The sequence below is a fragment of the Ekhidna sp. genome (genome assembly GCF_964218185.1).
GTDB lineage: Bacteria > Bacteroidota > Bacteroidia > Cytophagales > Cyclobacteriaceae > Ekhidna.
In genome coordinates, this window is sequence record NZ_CAXPLV010000004.1 from 236,895 (window position 1) to 258,688 (window position 21,794).

Annotated in this window: 14 protein-coding genes; 11 read left to right on the forward strand and 3 right to left on the reverse strand. The window is 41.1% G+C overall.

The annotated features are described in order from the left end of the window. Positions 1–4 precede the first annotated feature (4 nt). Together ACEQZT_RS04920 and ACEQZT_RS04925 are read right to left on the reverse strand one after the other, a co-directional pair. Entirely contained in the window at positions 5–3,055 is a 3,051-nt protein-coding gene (locus ACEQZT_RS04920; protein ID WP_370087821.1) for a SusC/RagA family TonB-linked outer membrane protein, read from the reverse strand. A 68-nt stretch (positions 3,056–3,123) separates the two neighbouring features. Then, positions 3,124–4,587, reverse strand: coding sequence for a DUF4625 domain-containing protein (locus ACEQZT_RS04925; RefSeq protein ID WP_370087823.1), 1,464 nt, complete (start codon positions 4,585–4,587; stop codon positions 3,124–3,126). Positions 4,588–4,803: 216 nt separating this feature from the next. On the opposite strand from ACEQZT_RS04925, the gene ACEQZT_RS04930 reads away from it, so the two are divergent. The 7 genes from ACEQZT_RS04930 to pfkA all read left to right on the forward strand — a co-directional run bounded on the left by ACEQZT_RS04930 (position 4,804) and on the right by pfkA (position 15,260). Next, positions 4,804–5,826, forward strand: coding sequence for a LacI family DNA-binding transcriptional regulator (locus tag ACEQZT_RS04930; RefSeq protein ID WP_370087825.1), 1,023 nt, complete (start codon positions 4,804–4,806; stop codon positions 5,824–5,826). A 131-nt stretch (positions 5,827–5,957) separates the two neighbouring features. Next, positions 5,958–8,357: a glycoside hydrolase family 31 protein gene (locus ACEQZT_RS04935; protein WP_370087827.1), complete on the forward strand. Its 2,400-nt coding sequence runs from the start codon at positions 5,958–5,960 to the stop codon at positions 8,355–8,357. After that, positions 8,332–10,647, forward strand: coding sequence for an alpha-amylase family glycosyl hydrolase (locus ACEQZT_RS04940; RefSeq protein ID WP_370087829.1), 2,316 nt, complete (start codon positions 8,332–8,334; stop codon positions 10,645–10,647). Before ACEQZT_RS04935 ends, ACEQZT_RS04940 begins: the two co-directional genes overlap by 26 nt. A gap of 9 nt (positions 10,648–10,656) precedes the next feature. Beyond that, positions 10,657–12,006 (forward strand): alpha-amylase family glycosyl hydrolase, encoded by a 1,350-nt coding sequence (locus tag ACEQZT_RS04945; protein ID WP_370087831.1) that lies wholly within the window; start codon positions 10,657–10,659, stop codon positions 12,004–12,006. Next, a complete protein-coding gene (locus ACEQZT_RS04950) occupies positions 11,999–13,339 on the forward strand; it encodes an MFS transporter (protein ID WP_370087833.1) in 1,341 nt (446 codons plus the stop codon). The genes ACEQZT_RS04945 and ACEQZT_RS04950 overlap by 8 nt, the downstream gene beginning before the upstream one ends. Then, positions 13,336–14,292, forward strand: a complete 957-nt coding sequence (locus tag ACEQZT_RS04955; RefSeq protein WP_370087835.1) for an ROK family protein — start codon at positions 13,336–13,338, stop codon at positions 14,290–14,292. The genes ACEQZT_RS04950 and ACEQZT_RS04955 overlap by 4 nt, the downstream gene beginning before the upstream one ends. Next, entirely contained in the window at positions 14,289–15,260 is a 972-nt protein-coding gene (gene pfkA / locus ACEQZT_RS04960) for a 6-phosphofructokinase (protein WP_370087837.1), read from the forward strand. The genes ACEQZT_RS04955 and pfkA overlap by 4 nt, the downstream gene beginning before the upstream one ends. A gap of 110 nt (positions 15,261–15,370) precedes the next feature. Here the strand turns inward: pfkA and ACEQZT_RS04965 are convergent, their stop codons facing one another. Further along, positions 15,371–15,511, reverse strand: a complete 141-nt coding sequence (locus tag ACEQZT_RS04965; RefSeq protein ID WP_370087839.1) for a hypothetical protein — start codon at positions 15,509–15,511, stop codon at positions 15,371–15,373. A 65-nt stretch (positions 15,512–15,576) separates the two neighbouring features. Between ACEQZT_RS04965 and ACEQZT_RS04970 the strand changes: the two genes are divergently transcribed. The 4 genes from ACEQZT_RS04970 to ACEQZT_RS04985 are packed head-to-tail and all read left to right on the forward strand — an operon-like array spanning position 15,577 to position 21,667. Then, a complete protein-coding gene (locus ACEQZT_RS04970) occupies positions 15,577–16,125 on the forward strand; it encodes a PKD domain-containing protein (protein WP_370087841.1) in 549 nt (182 codons plus the stop codon). Positions 16,126–16,131: 6 nt separating this feature from the next. Continuing rightward, positions 16,132–17,103: a hypothetical protein gene (locus ACEQZT_RS04975; RefSeq protein ID WP_370087843.1), complete on the forward strand. Its 972-nt coding sequence runs from the start codon at positions 16,132–16,134 to the stop codon at positions 17,101–17,103. Continuing rightward, positions 17,096–19,681: a two-component regulator propeller domain-containing protein gene (locus ACEQZT_RS04980; RefSeq protein WP_370087845.1), complete on the forward strand. Its 2,586-nt coding sequence runs from the start codon at positions 17,096–17,098 to the stop codon at positions 19,679–19,681. The genes ACEQZT_RS04975 and ACEQZT_RS04980 overlap by 8 nt, the downstream gene beginning before the upstream one ends. Positions 19,682–19,702: 21 nt before the next feature. Next, complete coding sequence (locus ACEQZT_RS04985; protein ID WP_370087847.1) at positions 19,703–21,667, forward strand: OmpA family protein; 1,965 nt, start codon at positions 19,703–19,705, stop codon at positions 21,665–21,667. Positions 21,668–21,794: the final 127 nt, after the last annotated feature.

The following is a 21,794-nucleotide window of genomic DNA, read 5'->3' on the forward strand; positions in this document are numbered from 1 at the left end:
CCTCTTAAAAATTAATGTTTATACCTAGGTTGAAAGTCCGCTCCTGTGGAGGAGTTAGGAATGTAATATTGCTACTCATGTTTCTATCAGTTGGATCTTCGAAATCACGTGCGATTTCAGGATCTAACCCGATGAAATTGGTGAAGGTGAGTAGGTTGGTAGCAGAAAATGTTACACTCGCACTTTTAACTAGATCAATAACCTGAGGTAAATTGTAAGTGAGGCTAACATTTCGTAGGCGAATATATGATCCGTCGTGCAACCAAAGATCAGTATTGATCCACGGGGTACCTGAACCATACGTTTCCGTATCCAACGTTAAGCGAGGGTATGTCGCAATATCTCCGGGTTGCCTCCACCTATCAAAAATATCCTCACGCATGTTCCATGTTGTCACTACACCAAGCTGTCTTTTGGAGGATGAGTCGTATATGTCTCCACCTTTAGTAAAGACAAATAGAAATGAGAAATTCCAGCTTTTATAGGTAAAAGTATTGGTTATTCCTCCTGTGAAATCAGGCAGTACATTGCCAACAGCTACACGGTCTTTAGGATCCCAATCGAATGTTTCATTCCCATCAATATCAAGATATACCGGCCGGCCTGATTGTGGATCTACGTGTGAAAATCTTACCAAGAAGTTCGTTCCAACCGGCTGACCTACAATGACTCTAGTATCATTTGTTCCTCCACTCACAGCTTCCTCAGAGAAATTTCCAATAGACTCGATTTTGTTTTTGTATTGAGAGATATTGAAGTTAGTAGCCCACTCAAAGTCACCATTTGAAATGTTGACTGTTGACACGGATACCTCAAATCCATTGTTAGATATTTCTCCAACGTTTTCAAAAACGGAATTATCAATTCCATTTTGAGGAGGGAGCGCAATCTGAGCTAGCACATCGCTTGTCAGCTTTCTGAAATAGTCAAACTCAACAATGATACGATCGTTAAAAAAACCAGCTTCAAATCCGATATCGAAATTGCTTGTAGTCTCCCATTTTAAATCAGGATTCGGAAGCTTGGTAGGATATAATATTGGGTTAAATCCGTATCCATTTTGATCCGGGGGTCCCTGTCTTTGATATGTTCCTATAAATTCATTAGCTCCAAAATCAGAATTTCCAGTAATACCATAGTTGATTTTAAACTTCAGTAAGCTGATTGCATCAACTGATTGAAGGAAGTCTTCTTCACTCGCAAACCAGCTAAACCCGACAGTAGGGAAGAAGCCAAATCGATTGTCTGGACCAAATTTTGATGAGCCATCGGTTCTTAAAGTAGCTTGGAAGAAATACTTATTCCTTACATTATAATTAAATCGGGAGAAGAAACTAATGAATTTTGTCACTTCATCTTGCAGAGGAGTACCACCAAAAGTTTCACCATTCTCACCTACGATAGGGTCAAATCGAAGCTGCTCCGAGACATCAGTAACTCCTTTTCCTGTGACTGCACTTCTTACTGATTGTTGATATTCGGATCCTACTAAAACCTTAAGATTACCCGCTCCGGCCTTAAATGTGTAGTCTGCCGTAAGGTTTGCATTGTAGTTGTCTACTTCAGTGATATTAGCATAAGCTTGACCAATGATATCATTTCTACCTACAAGTTCTCCCGCTTCCCATTTATCATCATTTGATTTGAAGTAATCATATGATCCTCCACCTCTAAGATTAATTCCATTTGGTAGGCTATGACTGATATTCAGGTTTCCAATAATACGTGTATCCACTGTATTCCAATCTGTAAGAGCTCTTTGCCTTACTGAATTTGGAACTCCTGATTGTACCCAGAAAGTGCCATCATCATTATAAATTGGGTAAATGGGCAAAGCGGTAGACATAGCGTCTCCAAGTCCTCCAGACCAAGCTGCATTTACACGTTCATTGTTTCCACGTGAATAGGAAAGAGAACTCGATAGTTTGGTTTGTGTAGATAAAATATAGTCAGCATTTAATCTGGCACTTGCGCGATCATAACTATTGCCAACCAAATAGCTTTCATTATCTGAGTAAGAAATTCCAAAGTAGGTTTTGAGCTTTTCACCTCCACGCGTCCACGAGAAGTTATACTCCTGCTTAAAACCAGTCTGAACATTTTGATCCCACCAGTCTGTATCTATATTTCTTCGTTCTATTTCTTCCCATGTCATACCCCCTGGCAGAGTAGCTCGTCCCACGTTTCCATCATTTTCCCATGCTTCTTGATATAGTTGGAGGTACTGCTCTGAGTTTAGCATTTTGGCCTTAGCAACTGGTTCTGAAATACCAGCTTTAGAAGAGAAATTGAAGGAGTTGCCTTTTGAAGAAGCCCTTTTTGTGGTAATCAAGATCACGCCATTTGAACCTCTTGAACCATAGATTCCGGCTGCAGCAGCATCTTTTAGAATTTCAATGGAAGCTATGTCATTAGGATTAAGTGTTGCTAACGGGTTAGTATTCATTGCTCCGCCATTTCTACTAACATTGGTGAATTGGCTTTGAGTGATCGGAATTCCGTCTACAACATATAAAGGATCGCCTCCTGCTGAAATTGAACCAATTCCTCTGATTCGTATAACAGACCCTGACCCTGCAAGTCCACTTCCTTGGATTACTTGAACACCCGCAGCTTTTCCTTGCAAAGCAGCTTCAAATGAAGGAGCCTGGACGTTTTGAAGTTCATCACCACCTATTTTGGTGATTGAACCAGTAATTTCTCTTTTCCTTAATGTTCCGTACCCAACTACCATCACTTCTTCTAGTTCTGATACCTCAGACTCCATTTTAAGGTCAATTGTACTTTGACCTCCAACAGGAATCTCCACTGTTTTGTACCCGATGTATGAAAAAACAAGAACATCGGTATTTGAAGCATTGATGCGATAATTACCATCAATATCGGTGCTGGCACCTTGACCGGATCCTTTTACCATAATGGTTACTCCAATTAAGCTGGTTCCATCTGTAGCATCTACCACTTTTCCACTTATCGTCTGATTTTGGGCAATGAGTTGTGGACAAATGCTAGCGAGAAGTACTAGCGTGAAAACGCCACGTAAAAATCTCTCCATAAATTTCTGTCAATTAAGATTTTTGAAAAAAAAGGTGGCAACCGCCACCTTTTTAAATGTTCAATTAATTAGCTAGAAGGTGGATCCTCTCTCCAGTGTTCGAATACAGCTTTAACTTCATCTCCACTACTATTAGCTGATATGTTTACAGCAGCTGTACCTCCATCTCCAGCTACTCGAGTAGCAGCACCTTTCCACCAGTCTGCCCCATAAGTTTCTTCTTCATAGAAGAATTGAAGTTGGTCATTTGCCTGCAGAGTCAAATCAATGTAGTAGCATCCATCACTGATTTTGGTCATCTTATATTCAGGGCTGATAGTACCCCAAACATCGGCACCATTAATTTTACCGGTTGCATACATATCACGTGTTCCCAGGTTAGTATTAACACTTATCATCACACGCGTCATCGATGCACTTACAGCATCTAGACCACTACCATCACAAGGAAACTCTACAATATTCAATGTTGCATCACCTCTTCCATTGTTTCCATCTGCATCAACAGCGTAAACAAACACTTCATAGCTACCTAATTCTAAGCTCTCGATCGATACACTTTCAGAATAATTTCCTTCTCCGTCCAGCGTAAGTGAGCCAGAAGCTACTTCTGTTTCACCATCATCCAAAATTGAATAAGTTGTAGTTGAAATTGCCGATTGTGTACTTGCAGCAACTACTACTTTCCCTTTTATTTCAATAGAAGTAACTCCTGTCCCTGAAATTACATCAACAGTCGAGTTATCTTGTACATCAGGATTGTAATCTTTCCATGTCTTTATTTCATCTAAAGTTACGTGTGTTGCTTCTGCCTCGATGGTTCTATTATCAATCTCCTCTCCTTCGGCTCCTTTTTCACCTGCATTCCATCCAAGAGTGGTTCCTCTCACCATTTTAAAGCCTTCGACACCTGTATTATCTACCTGTACATAAAATGTCTCAGTTCCTTCTGAGTCCACATGACTTGATAGTGGGTGAGTGCCTGATTCTGGATCCCATGCACCTGCTCCGGTTTCATCTCCTTGATGACTTCCAACCATGTGAATAATGTTTTCACCGGTGTAATCAGTTACTTGACTAGGAACAGTTTCAACCATTACAGTAGTTTTTCCATCAGTATAAACTGGCAAGGCAGTGATTGTGGCAGTTGCTGAAGCTACATTACCTGAAGCATCAGTTACGGAAACCTCTACAGTATGCTCACCTAAAACAACATTAGCTGGTATTGATATGTTTTGACTGAATGAATAAGATGTACTTGCCACATCAGTATCTTCATTCTCAAAAACTATTACTGTTCCATTACCTACTGTGATGGTCACAGTACTGATCTCTATATCATCCTCAATTGATATAGAAGTTGCCACCTGGCTTCCTGCCGCTACAATAGCTCCATCTGCAGGTGCATTTAGGGTAATGGTTGGATCGTTAGAATCTACCGCTCCGCCACCATCATCACTGCCGCATGAAACGACGAATAGAAGAGCCCCCATAACCAGTAAAAAACTTAGGGATTTTAATGCGTTTTTCATCTTAATTTTCAGTTAATTTTTCAGTTAATTTTTCAGCGTATTTTGGTCAGGAAATTGCTAATTTCTTAACACTCACATACCGAATTTTATGAAATCAAAAATTCCAAACAACACTTTTAGGAAGTTTTTATGGACTTTTTTTTCTGCAAACGTTTGCGTTTCAGAGTTTTATAAAACCTATTCAACAGAATTGAGTCATTTATCTATATTTCGTCTATGAAAAGGCAAACAACAACCATCAAAGACATAGCCCGAGAACTAGGAATATCACCATCAACGGTTTCTAGAGCTTTAAAGGACCACTTTGAGATCAGTGAAGAAACCAAGAAAGCCGTTAGACGTGTTGCGGAAGAATTGAACTATCAACCAAACTCGTTGGCACTAAGTTTACGGTACAGTAAATCCAATACGATTGGAGTGATTGTTCCTGAGATTGTGCACTTCTTTTTCTCTACCGTCATCAGCGGTATTGAAGACATAGCCCAGAGCCGGGGGTACAATGTGATTATCACCCAGTCTAATGAATCGGTCGAACGTGAAATGATCAACATCCAGACATTATTTAATAATCGGGTGGATGGAGTTTTGGTATCACTATCAAAGGAATCGTTTGATTATTCTCATTTCGAAGCAATGATGCAAAAAGGTTTGCCCATTGTCTTTTTTGATCGGGTGGCCGACACCATAGAAACAAGTAAAGTGACCGTTGATGATTTTCAAGGTGGTTATCAGGCAACTGAACATCTCATTAAACAAGGCTATAAGTCAATTGCTCATCTTGCGGGTCCAAGAAACTTAGATATTACCAATGAACGTCTCAATGGCTTCAGAAAAGCACATCAGGACTTAGGTCGAGAAGTTGATGAAGACTTAATTGTCTTTGGGCAGGCCTCTAATGAAGGGGATTCTTACACCGCAACGTATGAACTTTTAAAAAGGAAAAAGCCGGACGCATTGTTTGCTTCCAATGATCTTGCCGCGATGGGGGCCATCAAGGCAGCTCAGAAATATGGAAAGAATGTCCCACAGGATTTTGGCGTGGTAGGATTTAGCAATTGGCAATTTACAGCTCTGACCAATCCATCAATCTCAACGATCGAACAACCAGGCTTTGAAATGGGACAGCATGCAGCTGAGTTGCTAATTAGGCAGATAGAATCAAATGATGAGGAAGTACATGCTGAATTTATTAAGCTGGGTACCAACTTGTTAGCTAGGGATTCATCAAGAAAGGTGTGATTTTTTACAAAATCTTCATAATCAGGCGGTTTCGCAACCGTTTGCGTTATTTTTTTTGAAACATCACTGCAATAGCCACTGATAATATTCATTAATTTGGGCTAGTCACGTACTCAACGATAGCTCAAAATATGTTGGATATTACCAAAAGTGATAAAGTAAAAAGAATAAGCAATGGGGGTGAATTAAGCTCTTTAAGAACGACCTCTAATGGTGTTGTTCTAGATGCAGATGGTTGTCAATATGAAGTTTCCTATTACACAGATCGAATCGTAAGGGTACATCAATTTGCAGGCGCAAAAGATATAAATCCATATTCAGTAGTTCAGAAACCGACTTCTGTAACATTTGAAATTGAAGAAAATGAGCATTCAGTAGTTATTGCATCAAAGCACCTTGATGTTGTAATTAACCGATCACCAATTCTCTTTACATTCCTCGATAAGCGTGGAAAAGTACTTAATCAAGATGAGTCCGGTTTGGGTATACAATCTCAAGGAGAACAAAAGACGGTTTATAAAAAATTACTGGATGGGGAACGATTTGTAGGTCTGGGTGAAAAAACAGGACCACTGGATCGGAGGGGAAAGGGATACCAAAATTGGAATACGGATCATTTCGCCTACCATATAGAGGCAGATCCCTTATATGCTTCAATCCCTTTTTATATGGGCATTCATCAGGATGGGTGCTACGGAATATTTCTGGATAATAGCTACAAGAGCCATTTCAATTTTGGTGCTTCAAATAATCGATTTTCAAGCTTTTCGGTAGATTCTGGCGATCTGGACTATTATTTCTTTGCTGGTTCAGTGAGTGAAATCATTGAATCATACACTTGGCTTACTGGCCGGATGTCATTACCACCTATGTGGAGCATTGGCTATCAGCAATGTCGCTATAGCTACTATCCGGATACTGAGGTTTTGGATGTAGCTAAGAAATTTAGAGATAAAGATATACCAGCGGATGTCATAGTTCTAGATATCCACTACATGGATCAGTATAAGATATTTAGTTGGGACAAGGAGCGCTTCCCCAATCCGGCAAAGATGATAGAGCATCTGAAGGAAATGGGATTCGAAGTGGTGGTGATCTGTGATCCTGGTATCAAAAATGAGGATGATTACCAGCCATACTCCACAGGTGTTGAGAAAGATGTTTTTCTAAAGTATCCGGATGGCATCTACTATGAAGGTGAGGTGTGGCCAGGATGGTGTCATTTTCCCGATTTCACAAAGAAGGAAACAAGAAAGTGGTGGGCTGAGATGATGAAAACCTACACCAAAATTGGCATTAAAGGTTTTTGGAATGACATGAACGAGATCGCCACCTGGGGCCAAATGCTACCAGAAAATATAGAATTTGACTTTGAAGGCGAGGGGGCGACTTCACGAAAAGGAAGGAATATTTATGGATTGCAGATGGTGCGAAGCGCTTATGAGGGAGCTAAAAGCAATCTAGCGGATGAACGGCCTTTTATCTTGACCAGAGCTGCTTTCGCCGGGGTTCAGAGATATAGCGCTCTGTGGACTGGCGATAATGTAGCCAACGACGAGCACATGCTTTTAGGAGTGAGGATGGTCAATAGTTTAGGGTTGTCGGGAGTGCCTTTTTCCGGGTACGATGTAGGAGGATTTGCTGGAAACGGACAAAGTAACCTGTTTGCCAGGTGGATTCAGGTAGGAGCTTTTTCTCCATTTTTCAGAGGTCACTCCATGATCAACTCGCACGATTCTGAGCCATGGTCATATGGTGAGGAAGTGGAAGAGATATCCAAAAACTACATTCGACTAAGATATAAGTTGCTACCGTACATCTATGGTGCTTTCCTAAAAGCAGCAGAGACTGGGATGCCAATTACAAGAAGTCTTTGCATCGATTACGCTTCTGATGAGAAAATATTTGATGCTGATTTCGAAAATCAGTATTTGTTCGGTGATAGCGTTTTAGTTGCTCCATTGGCTAGCGATCAGCGTTTTGGGAAGGTATACCTACCTGAAGGTGACTGGTATGAATTTTTTACCGATGAGAAATTAACAGGGGGTCAAGAAATGATCCGGGAGTATGCCTTAGAGCATTTACCGCTTTTTGTTAAAGCATCTTCAATTATTCCGGTTTACTCAGATGCCAGACAAAATTCAAAGGATGTAGGAGAGCATCTGGAGTTTCATATTTACAAGGGAACAGATAAATCTGAAGCTGAGTATTATGAGGATGATGGGGTCACCTCCAGAAATGAAAACGGCATTTATCATCGCAGAAAAATTACCTACGATCCTGCCTCAAAATCGATTAACATAGATAAGGCTCAAGGAAAGTATGGCAGCCGAATAAAGAAAATGAAGCTAGTACTTCATGGGTTTGAACCTTCTGAAATGAAGGATTTTAAGAAGGAATGCTATTCGTATGTCCAGCCAATTTCCAATTTTGATCCATTCGAAAAGGATCGAAGAGATAACCTAAAATCGGAATCTGTATTTACTGTCGAAAAAGACTATTCCAATGAAGAAATGGTATTTAGCTGGTAGTGTACTTGCTTTGATGGTTGCCTGCCAGCCGAGCAGTTTAGGAGAGCTTGAATCTCCACTGATCTATGGAAAAGCTACACCCATTAGCCTTGATCTTGAAGTCACAACAATTCTGGTTGAAGACTATGTAATTGAGACCGAGAGGATTGATTCTATTTCTACAGATGGACCATTTAATCTAAGCTTAAAGGACGCTGAGCTGACGATAGTCGGAAGACCGAAAAAACCACTTTATAACTTAACATTTTGGTCTCAAGGTGTTGGTGAGAGTGTGATGCTAAAGCGAACCAAGAAAACGATGTTTTCTTTTCTCTTTAATCCCACTGAAGAGGTCAGCGAGGTTAAAATTAAAGGAGAATTCAATGCCTGGAATCCCAATAACACAGTGCTTGAAAAGAAAGGCAACAGCTATTCAACCTATGAATTGTTGAGTCCCGGCAGCTACCAATATCTGTATGTTGTGGATGGTATAGAGATGAGAGACCCGTTGAATCCTGATTCTGTGAGCAATGGAATGGGAGGGTGGAACTCTTTGATTACGATTGAAGGCCCTGATCCTAAGCTAGTTCCAACCATTAAAACTGAAACGCATACATCCGATAAAGTTACTTTAACATCAAACAATCCGGTTGAGAAAGTTTATGCCTATTGGGAAAATATCCTTCTCCCAGCAGAGTATATTTTAATGGATGGCCAGTCTGTTTCAATAAGAATTCCGGCAAACGCAAAAGCTAAAAATCGTTCAGCAATCAGGCTGTGGGCTTACAATGAGGAGGGGGTAAGCAATGATGTACTGATCCCACTTAACAATGGTCAGGTGATTTCATCTTCAGATCAGCTGACACGACATGACAATGAAGCCATGGTCATGTACTTCCTCATGGTGGATCGTTTTAATAATGGAGATGCGGAGAATGACAGACCTCTGAACATACCCGAAGTGCATCCTAAGGCAGACTATTTTGGAGGTGACCTTATAGGGGTTGCCGAAAAGATGGATTACTTCGAAGATCTCGGAGTGAATACGATCTGGCTTTCGCCCATTACACAAAATCCTGAAGGAGCTTTTGGAAGATACCCTGAGCCGGAAACAAGCTTCTCTGCTTACCATGGCTACTGGCCCATTTCCAACATTAGAGTAGATGATCGTTTTGGGGGAGAAGTTGATTTCCTTGTTATGATGGACTCCATTCGAACGAATGGAATGAATGTGCTGCTTGACTATGTGGCAAATCATGTACATGAGCAGCATCCGATCTATCAGCAAAACCCTGATTGGGCTACTGACCTATACCTTCCTGATGGAACACTAAACACGGAAAAGTGGGATGAACATAGGCTTACCACATGGTTTGATACATTCATGCCAACACTGGATTTATCCAGGATGGAAACCGTAGATCCAATGACGGATTCAGCTATTTTTTGGCTAGAAAATTATCAAATTGATGGTTTTAGGCATGATGCCACTAAACATATACCTGAAATATTCTGGCGTGTGCTGACAAAGAAAATCAAACAATATTCGTCTGAAACTGGTAAACCGGTTTTTCAAATAGGTGAAACCTATGGAAGTCATGAATTGATTAAAAGTTACATCAGCACGGGGATGCTGGATGCTCAATTTGACTTCAATATGTACGATAGAGCCGTGTCTGCATTCGCTGGAGCGGGTTCACTGTCTGATCTGGCTGGTTCTTTAAAGGAAAGCATCAAGTATTACGGAGATCATAACCTGATGGGGTATATCACTGGCAATCAGGATCGTCCAAGATTTATATCCTATGCTGACGGGTCGCTTGAATTTGGAGAGGATACTAAATATGCCGGATGGAATAGAGAAATAAGCATTCAGGATACGATCGCTTATCAGAAGCTCTCCGCTCTAACTGCTTACATGATGTCCATTCCTGGGATTCCTTGCATCTATTACGGAGATGAATATGGGTCTCCTGGAGGCAATGATCCGGATAACAGAAGACAGATGCAATTTGATGGATTAGACGCTTTTCAGACTGCTACATTGGAGAGAACTAAAAAAATGATTGAAATAAGGAGAAATAACCTTGCTCTGATTTATGGAGATACTGAAATTCTAGAAGCGAGTGATAATTTATTAGTCATAAAGCGCTCCTATTTTGACAATACGGTTATTTCTGTTTTCAATACAGGATCTCAAAGTATTGAAATTGACATTCCAGAAAATGGAGCGTCTAATTTTTATGGAGTCATTACTGATAAGCAAATCAAACTGCCTCCTTATTCTTTTGACATGATAACTTACAATTAACTACCCATTATGAGACTCTTATATTTCATTCTACCATTTCTTTTGGTATCAAGTGCATGTACTTCTACATCACAAAGTTCAGAAGAAGATCCTGTAGAAGTTTCTTATCCTGAGCGAGCGAAAGACATGGTGATATACGAAGTAAATATTCGTCAGTATACGCCGGAGGGTACATTCAATGCGTTCGCAGAACATCTGCCTCGACTTGAAGAGCTGGGAGTAGATATTCTTTGGATTATGCCGATTCAACCAATAGGTGAGAAAAACAGAAAAGGAGGATTGGGTAGCTACTATTCAATCAAAGACTATACGGCCGTAAACCCTGAGTTTGGGACGATGCAAGATTTCAAAAATATCGTCGATGAGGCGCATAAACGAGGCATGATAGTCATACTTGATTGGGTTGCTAACCATACCGCATTTGATCACGCCTGGACGGAGAAAGAGGGTTATCACAATACCGATTCATTAGGTAACGTGACCTGGCCGGAAGGAACAGACTGGACGGATGTTGCGGACTTGAATTATGATAACAAGGACATGCAGAGCGAAATGATCGATGCACTTCGATTTTGGGTAAAGGAAGCAGATGTCGATGGTTATCGTTGTGATGTTGCCGGATTCGTTCCAATGGAATTTTGGAATCGGGCAAAGGACTCGTTGGATGTGGATAAAGACCTATTCATGCTGGCAGAGTGGGATGAGCCAAAGATGCATGAAGATGCTTTTCACATGACTTATGGATGGGGGTTGCATCATTACATGAACGAAGTAGCCAAAGGCCACAAAAATGCTGACAGCCTAAAAAGTTTTGTAAGTAAAGATTACGAACGATATCCTGAAGATGCCATCCGAATGAATTTCACCACCAATCACGATGAAAACTCATGGAACGGAACTGTATTTGAGCGTTTTGGTGATGGGCATCAAGCGTATGCTGTTTTTGCTTTTACGGTTCAGGGAATGCCACTTATCTACAGTGGACAGGAAGCCGGGTTGGATAAGCGACTTGCATTTTTTGAGAAGGATACCATCGATTGGGGTGAGGTGAAGTATCAGGATTTCTATGCATTTCTAATTGACTTGAAGAAAAACAACCCGGCACTTTATAATGGCGAGTATGGTGGCAAGCCTGAGTTTGTGGATGTTGGAAATCCTATGGTAATCGCCTACACCAGAGAGAAAGAAGGTAATAGGGTGGATGTAATTATTAATCTATCCGGAAAAAATCAATCCGTTTCTATCCCAGAATCATGGGATTTTTCAGATGTTTTTAGTGGAGGGAAAGTAAGTGCTTCGATCACGGAGCTTCAACCATATCAGTATTTCGTTGGATCAAAATCAGCTGGCAATGAGTAATATTTCATTGAACTCAGAGAAGCCTAAGCTTAGCTTCTGGCAAATATGGAACATGAGTTTTGGCTTTCTAGGGATCCAGTTTGGGTTTGCGCTTCAGGGCGGATTTATGTCCCGAATATTTCAAACCCTAGGTGCTTCAAAAGATGAAATTCCAATTTTATGGATAGCCGCTCCACTAACCGGATTGATCGTACAGCCAATAATTGGTTATTTAAGTGATCGAACATGGAGCTCTAGACTTGGGCGCAGAAGACCTTATTTCTTAATCGGGGCAATCCTTAGCTCAATTGCATTAATCTTCATGCCCTATTCTTCCACATTGTGGATGGCCGCTGGATTTTTGTGGATACTTGACGCGAGCATTAATATTTCAATGGAGCCATTCAGGGCTTTGGTGGCAGACAAACTTCCTGAATCACAGCGATCATATGGTTTTGTCGTCCAAACATTAATTATTGGAGTTGGCACATGGATAGCCAGCAACTTGCCAAAAATAGTGACAAGTTTAGGAGTTGCTAATGAAGCTGTCCCCGGAGTGGTTCCCGACAGTGTAAAAGTTGCCTTTTTTATAGGATCAATAGTTTTTATATCGACTATACTATATACGATCTTTACTACTAAAGAATATCCTCCGGAAAATATCGAAGCTTTTAAGAAAGCAAATAAAGAGACAGATGGGCTTCTCAATGGCATCAAGGAAATAGGGAAAAATCTAGCGGATATGCCAGTAGTAATGAGAAAGCTAGGAGTAATTCAGTTTTTCTCCTGGTTTGCTTTTTTTACTATGTGGAGTTTCGCAACCCCTGCATTGACAGAGCATATTTTTAATGCACCCAATCCTAATTCTGCTGAATATAATATAGCTGCAAATGAAGTAGGCTCTTATATGGGTACTTATGGACTTGCTTCTATGGTGTACGCTTTACTTCTGGTTTTTATAACCAGTAAATACTCAATCAATCGGAAGTATTTGCACATGCTCAGTTTAATTATTGGTGGACTAGGTTTTATATCGATGTTGATGATCAAAGAACCATGGATGCTACACTTGTCATTCACTGCAATAGGGATAGCATGGGCAAGTATTTTATCTATGCCATATGCTATGCTATCAAGTGCAATTGATGCAAAAAAAATGGGAGTGTATATGGGATTATTTAACATGTTTATTGTTATCCCACAAATTGTAGCAGCCATCGGAGGAATAAATCTGACATATAAGTTTTTATTCGGGGAGTCAACTATAAATACAATGTTACTTGCTGGATGTTCTCTAATCCTGGCTGGTTTATCCAATCTTATAATTATTAACAAAAAGGCTATAGCAGGATGACCAAACTAGCCATAGGAGTAGATATCGGAGGGACAAATTCCAAATTTGGGATTGCAGACAGAGATGGTAATATCCTGGCTCAGTCGAGAATTAAGACCCAGCAGTACAGCGATTACTTTTCATTCATTGCCACTCTGAAAAAGGAGATAGAAAAAATTCATCCGCTGGACAATGTAATTGGTGTGGGTGTTGGAGCTCCGAATGCCAATTATTATAAGGGAACAATTGTAAACCCTCCGAACCTGCCTTGGAAGGGTGTTTCAAAGTTTGCTGCTGAGGTAGAAAAAACGTTTGGACTCAAGTGCGTACTTACCAATGACGCAAACGCTGCGGCGCTGGGAGAAATGGTTTACGGCAAGGCTAAAAACATGAGGGACTTTGTGGTTTTGACTGTTGGTACCGGGCTAGGAAGTGGGATTGTTATCAACGGAGATCTGGTTTACGGAAAACATGGGTTTGCTGGTGAACTTGGCCACACGTTGGTAAATGCGAATGGTCGATATTGTGCATGCGGCAAGCGCGGTTGCCTGGAAACCTATGTGAGTGCAACTGGCATCCGTCGAACAGTTTATAAGTTGCTGGCTGACCATACAGAGCCAAGTATGCTGAGATCTATCAGCTTTGATGATCTGAGTACCCGAACGATTACCGAGGCTGCAGCCAAAGGAGACAAAATAGCCATCGAGGCTTTTAAATACACAGGTCGGGTTTTGGGAATGAAATTGTCGGATTTTGTAGTGCATACAGATCCAGAGGCTATATTTTTGTTAGGAGGATTGTCAAACGCCGGCGATCACATCTTCATCCCCGCCCAGGAAAACATGGAGCATTTTATGATGCCTCTTTTTCTTGATAAGAAGATTCAACTTCAACCCTCAGGTCTAAAGGATGATGATGCACCTATATTGGGAGCATCTAGTCTGGTTTGGAAATATTTAGATAAAAGCAAATGAAAAACATTGGAGTATTTACCTCGGGAGGAGATGCACCAGGAATGAATGCCTGTGTGAGAGCAGTGGTTCGATCCGGATTAAGCCTTGGCCTCAACGTCTACGGAATCAGATACGGGTACAATGGCATCATCAATGGTGACATGTACCTGATGAAATCGTACTCTGTGAGCAATATCCTTCAGAAGGGTGGTACCATTCTAAAGTCAGCCAGAAGTGATGAATTCAGAACTAAGGAAGGAAGGAAAAAGGCCTACGAACAATTGAAGGAAAAAGGCATAGAAGGATTAGTAGCTATTGGAGGAGATGGGACCTTCACCGGAGCAAATATCTTTTACGAGGAATATGGAATCCCAACTGTGGGAGCACCCGGCACTATTGATAATGACCTCTATGGATCTGACTATACAATCGGATTTGATACAGCGGTTAATACCGCACTGGAAGCCATCGATAAGATAAGAGACACAGCCAATTCGCACGATCGGGTGTTCTTCATTGAAGTAATGGGCCGACACTCAGGATACATAGCTATTCATTGCGGGATTGGAGGTGGAGCTGAGTTGGTCATGGTGCCGGAGACTTCTACGACTATTCAGGATGTTATCGATACGCTCAACCAAGGCAGAGACAAAGAAAAGACTTCAGCCATTGTCATAGTCGCTGAAGGCGATGAACAGGGTAATGCACACGAAATCGCGAATAAGGTCATGGATAAACTTCCTAAGCTGGACATTCGCGTTTCTACTTTGGGTCACCTGCAAAGAGGGGGCTCTCCAACTTCGTTGGATAGGATCCTTGCCTCGCGCTTAGGTCTTGCCGCAGTGGAGGGTTTAGTCGATGGAAAATCTAACGTGATGGCAGGCATCATTGATGATAAGGTAGTGTACACGAGCTTCAAACTAGCGATCAGCAAAAGCAAGCCAATCAACAGTGAGTTGATGAGACTTGTAGAAGTCATGAACAACTAAATGAAAATAGAAATTTAGTTGAACGAAGAATAAGGACTTCTAACGGTATATTATGTCCTCCTACCGAATATAATCTCTTCTTCGTTTTCCTTTGGTACAAGTTTGTGATGTCATTCAAACAAACTGCTTGGTGAGGCAGTGAATGACGAATAGTAGGTGATAGTGGCTGTCCCGTTTGGGGCAGCCTTTTTTATTTCAGCAGATACTAAATAATCCGATATAAAATGACATCCACCGAGTGATTTGTCCATTGAACGAAAGTTTTGGAAATGCACTATTGGGTCATTTTACCTTAGTACCAGATTAAAAACATCACATGAAATTATTACTATCATTATCTGCTATTCTTTTCAGCTTTAGTTTAATAGCTCAAGACTATCCGTCCGCTTTGGCTGACCGGGAATGCATTGAACTTGACCTTAGTGAGTCTGTTCAAGTCGAAAACAGTCATTTTATCTATCGCTGGGATTTTGGTGATGGCACAGTAAACTATGGAGTTATCGCCAGTCATTGCTACGATTCATTAGGTACATTTCGTGCCTCACTTTCCATTCAGGATCCAATCTCAGGTACGGAATTCGAAGAAGAATATGCGCAGACAATCCAGATTGTTCCAGCCGTAGAGCTCATGATTGAGCTAGATAAACAATCTGAGGTTTACAATTTAAAGGCCATGCTTGATGGGGAGGGTATTTCAAACACCTCATTTTTTTGGACGGTTAATGATCAATATTTTGTTTCCAATCAATTAACTGATCTGCCATTGGAAGATGGAGATAATGTTCGAGTGCTGGCAAGATTTGATTTTCAGGGGGAAGAAACGCTACTTGCCAAGCAAATCACCATAGGTTCTATAAATCAATAATTATTCATGAGAAGTTTAATATTATCTGCTGCATGTATGCTCATTTTTGCGACCAATGCCTCAGCGCAGCTGGTTCCGAGTGAGTTTGAACAAATAACACATCTTGTCACTTTTGGCGCGGAGAGCAAGCCTGGCTGGGGAGATGATGATCACAACCAGACCTTCTTTTTTGTGGTGCCTGAGTCTTTCACCAAACCGGTTTACATTCGGGTGTTTGATCCGGATATCGGAGGAGCTCATGACGAGCCAAATGGCGAGTGGGACACAGGAGTGAAATTTAGTGTGTATGGTGGTATTGGAGCTCATAGTGACCCTGATGCTAAAAAGATTGACCCTGTGGGGAATCATAAAAGTGGGACTCTACTTGCTTCCAAGCTTTTCCAATCAGAAACACGATATGATAATGATTGGTACACATTCGGACCTTTCAATCCCATGGAGGGAGAGGACGCTCCGGAGCTAAACGGAAGAGTGTTCAAAGTGATTGCAGAAGGAATCGCTGGGAATGATGGTAACCTCTACAAATACTTTTTAAGTACAAAGGCAACCGAGAACAAAGAAGTAGAAGGAGCCAATGCCTTTACATATGAGTATTCCTTCAGGCTCCCTGAAAGAAAAAACACAGTGGCCCACCTCTATCCATTTATGGATGAGAAGGTGGTATCCATTACTCAACACAATTTCGATTTTGATTTTGAAGGGTCGATTCTCATTTACTCTATTGCTAAAAATAGACACAGAGTTACGGCTAGTGCCAACAGTAAATGGGGAACAAGCAAGCACCCGATCGTGGAGGAGGAAAGAAATACAACAGTTGACATGCAGATCGTAAAAGGACGCACTTCAAGAAATGACATGGTATGCTACATCACCAATCAATACGATGAAGCGGTTGCTTTCTTCTCTGTTCCTGTTGGCGGTCCGCCAAAGTTCAAGTACAAGGTAAACCTTCGCTACAAAGACGGAGACAATGAATAAATACTTACTATACCTACTTCTCACTTTCAGTTCTGTTGTTTGCCTGATAGGAGGTCCCAGGGATTTCACTAAGGTAGTTTACAATGCAGACCGAGACTTCAATGGGGTCTTTATCTATACCATCGTACAGGATGATGATGGATTTCTTTGGATTGGTAGTGATGATGGCCTTTATCGTTTTGATGGTAAAGAGATGCTAAATCTCAATAAGAAAGACACCACAATCAACAACCTCATTACTGCCTCTACTATTACAAATGATGGACATGTTTACCTCGGATATATCCAAGGAGGTATCAGCATTGTGGAGCATGGTAGATATCGAAAGGTATTGAAAAGAGAAGATCTCCCAAACAGGGTGGAACAGCTCAAGGTGGATGACAATGGCAATCTTTGGGGACTCACCAGGAATAAAGGTATTGTGAAGGTGGTTGAAGATAGTGTGACCTATTTTGAACTACCCTTACTTGATGAATTGATAAGCAATGATCTGGTCGTATATCAGGATAAAGTTTTCATCGCAACCAATGAGGGAGTTTTGGTGTGTGTAATAAAGGATGATGAGTTGATTCCAACTCAATTTATAGAGAAGACGATTGACCATCAATCTTACTCACTTTATCATGATAAGGATGATGAGGACATCATTTGGATTGGTACAAGTGAGGGTTTATACCGCTATACAGTTTCCAAAAATAAAATTGAATTTATTGAAGGATTTCCAGATCATGTACAGATAAGTGCTATCTCTAAGGATGATTTAAATACACTTTGGGTTGGCACATTCAATCATGGGCTTGTGGAAGTAGACCTGGTGGATGCTGAAGTTGAAGCGATCACTTATTTCAACACATCTAATGGTTTTGAGAGCAATGAAATTGGTGAAGTGTATGTGGACAATGAAAATGAAATATGGATTGGGACTTTTGGGCGTGGATTGGTGCAGCTCAATAGAGCCTATTTCCATCACTACGAATTGAAACAAACCATAGGTGCCGAGGGAATCCATGATTTAAAAAATTACAAGGGTGACGAGCTGATCTTAGCCTCAGACAAAGGATTGGTTCATGTTTATCACAAGCCCATGAGGGATAGTCTGATCTTTGAAACTCTTCCGTATACGTCCAGCTATTCTTTTACCTCCCTGCTAGTGAAGAATGATATGGTTTGGGCGGGAACCAAGCGAAATGGCGTTCTTCAGATCGACCTCAAGGAAAAGAAAGTCAAATCCATTTTGTTGAATCCGATAGATCCTGTACAGAATCATCTAATCAGGGACATTCAAATGGATAACAATGGAAATATCTGGATTTCCGCAGCAGGTAATGGGGTGTATCAGTTAAGCCCGGAGGGCGAATTGATCGAACACTTCAACACTCGAAATGGCTTTTACCACAACGAGATTTTTTCCATTTTCCCGGATAGGGGAGGTAATATTTGGTTTGGTTCACATGCGGTTGGTCTGGCTTTAAAGAAAGCGGATGGGGAAATGGTATTTCTATCGAGAGATGGTGTATTCCCCGCATTCGATATCAATGGCATTACGCAAGATCCCGATGGAACAATATGGATAGCCACCGCCGGTTCAGGGATCTACCACTTCGATGGTGAAAACTTCAAACAGTTTACTGAGGAGGACGGCTTACTTTCAAACTTCTGCAATGCCGCCATTGTGGATAATATTGGGCAAATATGGGTAGGTCATCGACTGGGAATAAGCTTGATTCAACCTGAGTACGGTTTGGTTAGATTCTTTAGTCATCCTAGTGAGTTGGGAGAAACGGAATCAGAACTCAACTCAGTAGTAAAAGATGTCCACGGTAATGTCTTTTTTGGGAACCCCTATGGCATCACCAAAGTGAATCTTCCTCATTTCAATTTTGAAATAAATAAACGGGAAACGCACATCAAGGACATTCGTCTTTTCTATAACGAAGTTGACTTGCTTAACTACACGAAGAGTTCTAAGCTTGACAATATTCTACCCTCAGATTTGCATTTTGAGCATGGAGACAATCACATTTCCTTCGATTTTGTGTCCATTAATCTGAGGAACCCCAATGCGATTTTCTACCAATACACACTTGAAGGATACGATAAAAGCTGGTCGAGGGTGGATAAAGCAAATAGTGCAACCTATACCAATTTAGATCCCGGTAAATACACTTTTAAGGTGAAGGAATCAGACCACAAAGATTTGTGGGATGATGAGTATGCTAGCATATCATTCGTTATAAAGCCCCCATACTGGCGTACCTGGTGGTTCTACATTTTGCAGATCGGAGGAATGCTGCTCATTCTCTACATCACGTTTGTGCTAGCCTCCAGATTAAGAAGTCAATTTGCCATCCGACTGATGGTGTATGTGAGTCTGTTCATATTTTTTGAATATATACACACAGAAGTAGAGCCATATCTGGAGAGTCTCACAGGAGAAACCCCGATCTTTCAGGTAGGCACAAACTTGATACTAGCCCTTGTACTTTTACCAATCGAAATAAGACTTTCTTCCTACTTGAAGCGAAGAGCCAATAGGAGGGATAAGATTGCAATCGCAATGGAGAAGTTGTCCAATTAAGAATTAAGCATTGAATTTAATATGAGATTCGTTTTTATAAATATAGCCATTTTTTCATGCCTCCTAACGGAGGCCCAAGTCACATTTAAGACACTAAGAGCTGCGGATGATGCTTTCGGAAAGTACTCTTATGCCAAAGCTGCAGACCTGTATGATGCTGCTCTTGAGGATGCAGAAGATTCACTTTATATCCATCAGCAGATGGCGTTATGCTACCGCAATATGAACGATACTAAGCAATCTGAAAAGTACCTGGAAAAAGTAGTGAAAGACCCTGCATCAGATGCCGAGTTTTACTACCTCTACGCACAGGCACTTTCCTCAAACGGAAAGTATGATCAGGCAAAAGAGTGGTACGGTCGATATCAAAACAAAGTAGCCAATGACCCACGAGCGAATGAAAAGCTTGCTGCTTTGGATGACTTCCATCAGTTTTTCTCAGATAGTTCAAAATTTACAATCGAGCGATTGGAATTTAATTCTCCTGGTCTCGACTTCAGTCCGGCTATCTATGATAGCAGTGTAGTTTTCGCTTCCTCACGTCCATCAGGAAACAAATGGGTAAAGACAAATTTCAATTGGGACGAGTCGGAATTCCTCGATTTATATATGGCAAAGAAAGGGGAGACAGAAGCCACTCGATTCATTCAAGACATCCAGACGAAATATCATGAGGGTCCATTGGCTTTTTATGATAATGATCAAAAGGTGGTCTTCACTCGGAATAATTTGGTTGGTAAAAGACTAAAGAAAGATGATCAGGGAGTGACAAGGCTAAAACTATTTTTCGCTGAGAGCGACGGTGAGGGTGGTTGGAAAAATACCCAACCTTTTAAGTACAATAGTGATGATTATTCAGTGGGTCACCCCGCCATCAATGACGAAGGTACGGTGCTAATATTCTCTTCAGATATGCCAGGAGGCTTTGGTGAGTCTGATCTTTATGTGAGTTATAAAGAAGGTGATGGTTGGTCTCAGCCAAAAAATCTAGGCGAACGTGTCAATACTGCCGGAAAAGAAATGTTTCCATCTTTGGTTGCAAGCAACCTCTATTTCGCCTCAGATGGAAAAGGAGGACTTGGAGGATTGGACATTTTCGAAGCTACACTTGATAATCGGTTTATGCCTAGAAAAGTGAGCAACGTAGGATATCCAATCAACAGCAGCAAAGATGATTTTGGGCTGGTGTCCAATGACCGGTTTCGATCCGGCTATTTTACTTCAGCAAGGGTAGATTCATTGAAAGATGATATCTACTATTTCGAAAGAGACTTCTATATCCTGAGAGGAATAGCTTATAATCAAGAGACCAATGAACCTCTGGAAGGAGTAGATCTTTTCATAGAGGATGGATCTGGTCAGCTGATTTATAGAAGATCTAAAGAAAATGGAGAGTTTGCGGTTGAGGATATTTCTCCTGCTGTATGGAAAGTGTCTGGTGTGAAAAACAACTATCGTCTGGTAGATGAGAAGAAGATTACAATTAAGGATGGTGATGAGGTTGAGAGTCTGGTAGAAGTCTACTTTGTGCCAGTTCCTAAATTTCCGGTCGATCTCCCTGCCTCTGTTGCTGATTTTATAGCTGTAGTAGGTACGGGTGCCGATAGCCTTTCTGGAGAATACAGTGTTGGGCAAGCATTATCTATCAATCCAATCTATTACGATTTTGATAAATCTGAACTGAGAGTAGTGGGTAAAGAAGAACTTGAGAAACTGATCATTTTTATGGATCAGCACCCATCATTGATCATTTCATTATCCTCTCATACGGATAAAAGAGGTCCTGACAAGTACAACTTACTTTTATCACAGCGAAGAGCAAACGCGGCATTCGATTACCTGGTCGAGCGAGGTGTAGATCCCTCCAGATTGCAGGCCACTGGCAATGGAGAAGCTAATCCGCAGGTGGAGTGCGAGCCGTGTACCAAAGAACAGCATCAATTGAATAGAAGAACTGAATTCCTAATCACAGGAATTAAAGAATAGCCCCAATTTCTTCAATCGAGGAAAAACTTCCATTCACGGGTTTTTGGGGTCAACCATCGAGTAATTCGCTTTGTCAACCTTGTATCATATGATATTTGAAGTGGACATTAGGAATCCAAATGGAATT

Coding starts and splice junctions, on each gene's coding strand:
- ACEQZT_RS04975 (WP_370087843.1), top strand. CDS start 16,132: ATGAGAAGTTTAATATTATCTGCTGCATGTATGCTCATTTTTGCGACC.
- ACEQZT_RS04955 (WP_370087835.1), top strand. CDS start 13,336: ATGACCAAACTAGCCATAGGAGTAGATATCGGAGGGACAAATTCCAAA.
- ACEQZT_RS04925 (WP_370087823.1), bottom strand. CDS start 4,587: ATGAAAAACGCATTAAAATCCCTAAGTTTTTTACTGGTTATGGGGGCT.
- ACEQZT_RS04965 (WP_370087839.1), bottom strand. CDS start 15,511: ATGGACAAATCACTCGGTGGATGTCATTTTATATCGGATTATTTAGTA.
- ACEQZT_RS04940 (WP_370087829.1), top strand. CDS start 8,332: ATGAAGAAATGGTATTTAGCTGGTAGTGTACTTGCTTTGATGGTTGCC.
- ACEQZT_RS04935 (WP_370087827.1), top strand. CDS start 5,958: ATGTTGGATATTACCAAAAGTGATAAAGTAAAAAGAATAAGCAATGGG.
- ACEQZT_RS04920 (WP_370087821.1), bottom strand. CDS start 3,055: ATGGAGAGATTTTTACGTGGCGTTTTCACGCTAGTACTTCTCGCTAGC.
- pfkA (WP_370087837.1), top strand. CDS start 14,289: ATGAAAAACATTGGAGTATTTACCTCGGGAGGAGATGCACCAGGAATG.
- ACEQZT_RS04950 (WP_370087833.1), top strand. CDS start 11,999: ATGAGTAATATTTCATTGAACTCAGAGAAGCCTAAGCTTAGCTTCTGG.
- ACEQZT_RS04980 (WP_370087845.1), top strand. CDS start 17,096: ATGAATAAATACTTACTATACCTACTTCTCACTTTCAGTTCTGTTGTT.
- ACEQZT_RS04985 (WP_370087847.1), top strand. CDS start 19,703: ATGAGATTCGTTTTTATAAATATAGCCATTTTTTCATGCCTCCTAACG.
- ACEQZT_RS04930 (WP_370087825.1), top strand. CDS start 4,804: ATGAAAAGGCAAACAACAACCATCAAAGACATAGCCCGAGAACTAGGA.
- ACEQZT_RS04945 (WP_370087831.1), top strand. CDS start 10,657: ATGAGACTCTTATATTTCATTCTACCATTTCTTTTGGTATCAAGTGCA.
- ACEQZT_RS04970 (WP_370087841.1), top strand. CDS start 15,577: ATGAAATTATTACTATCATTATCTGCTATTCTTTTCAGCTTTAGTTTA.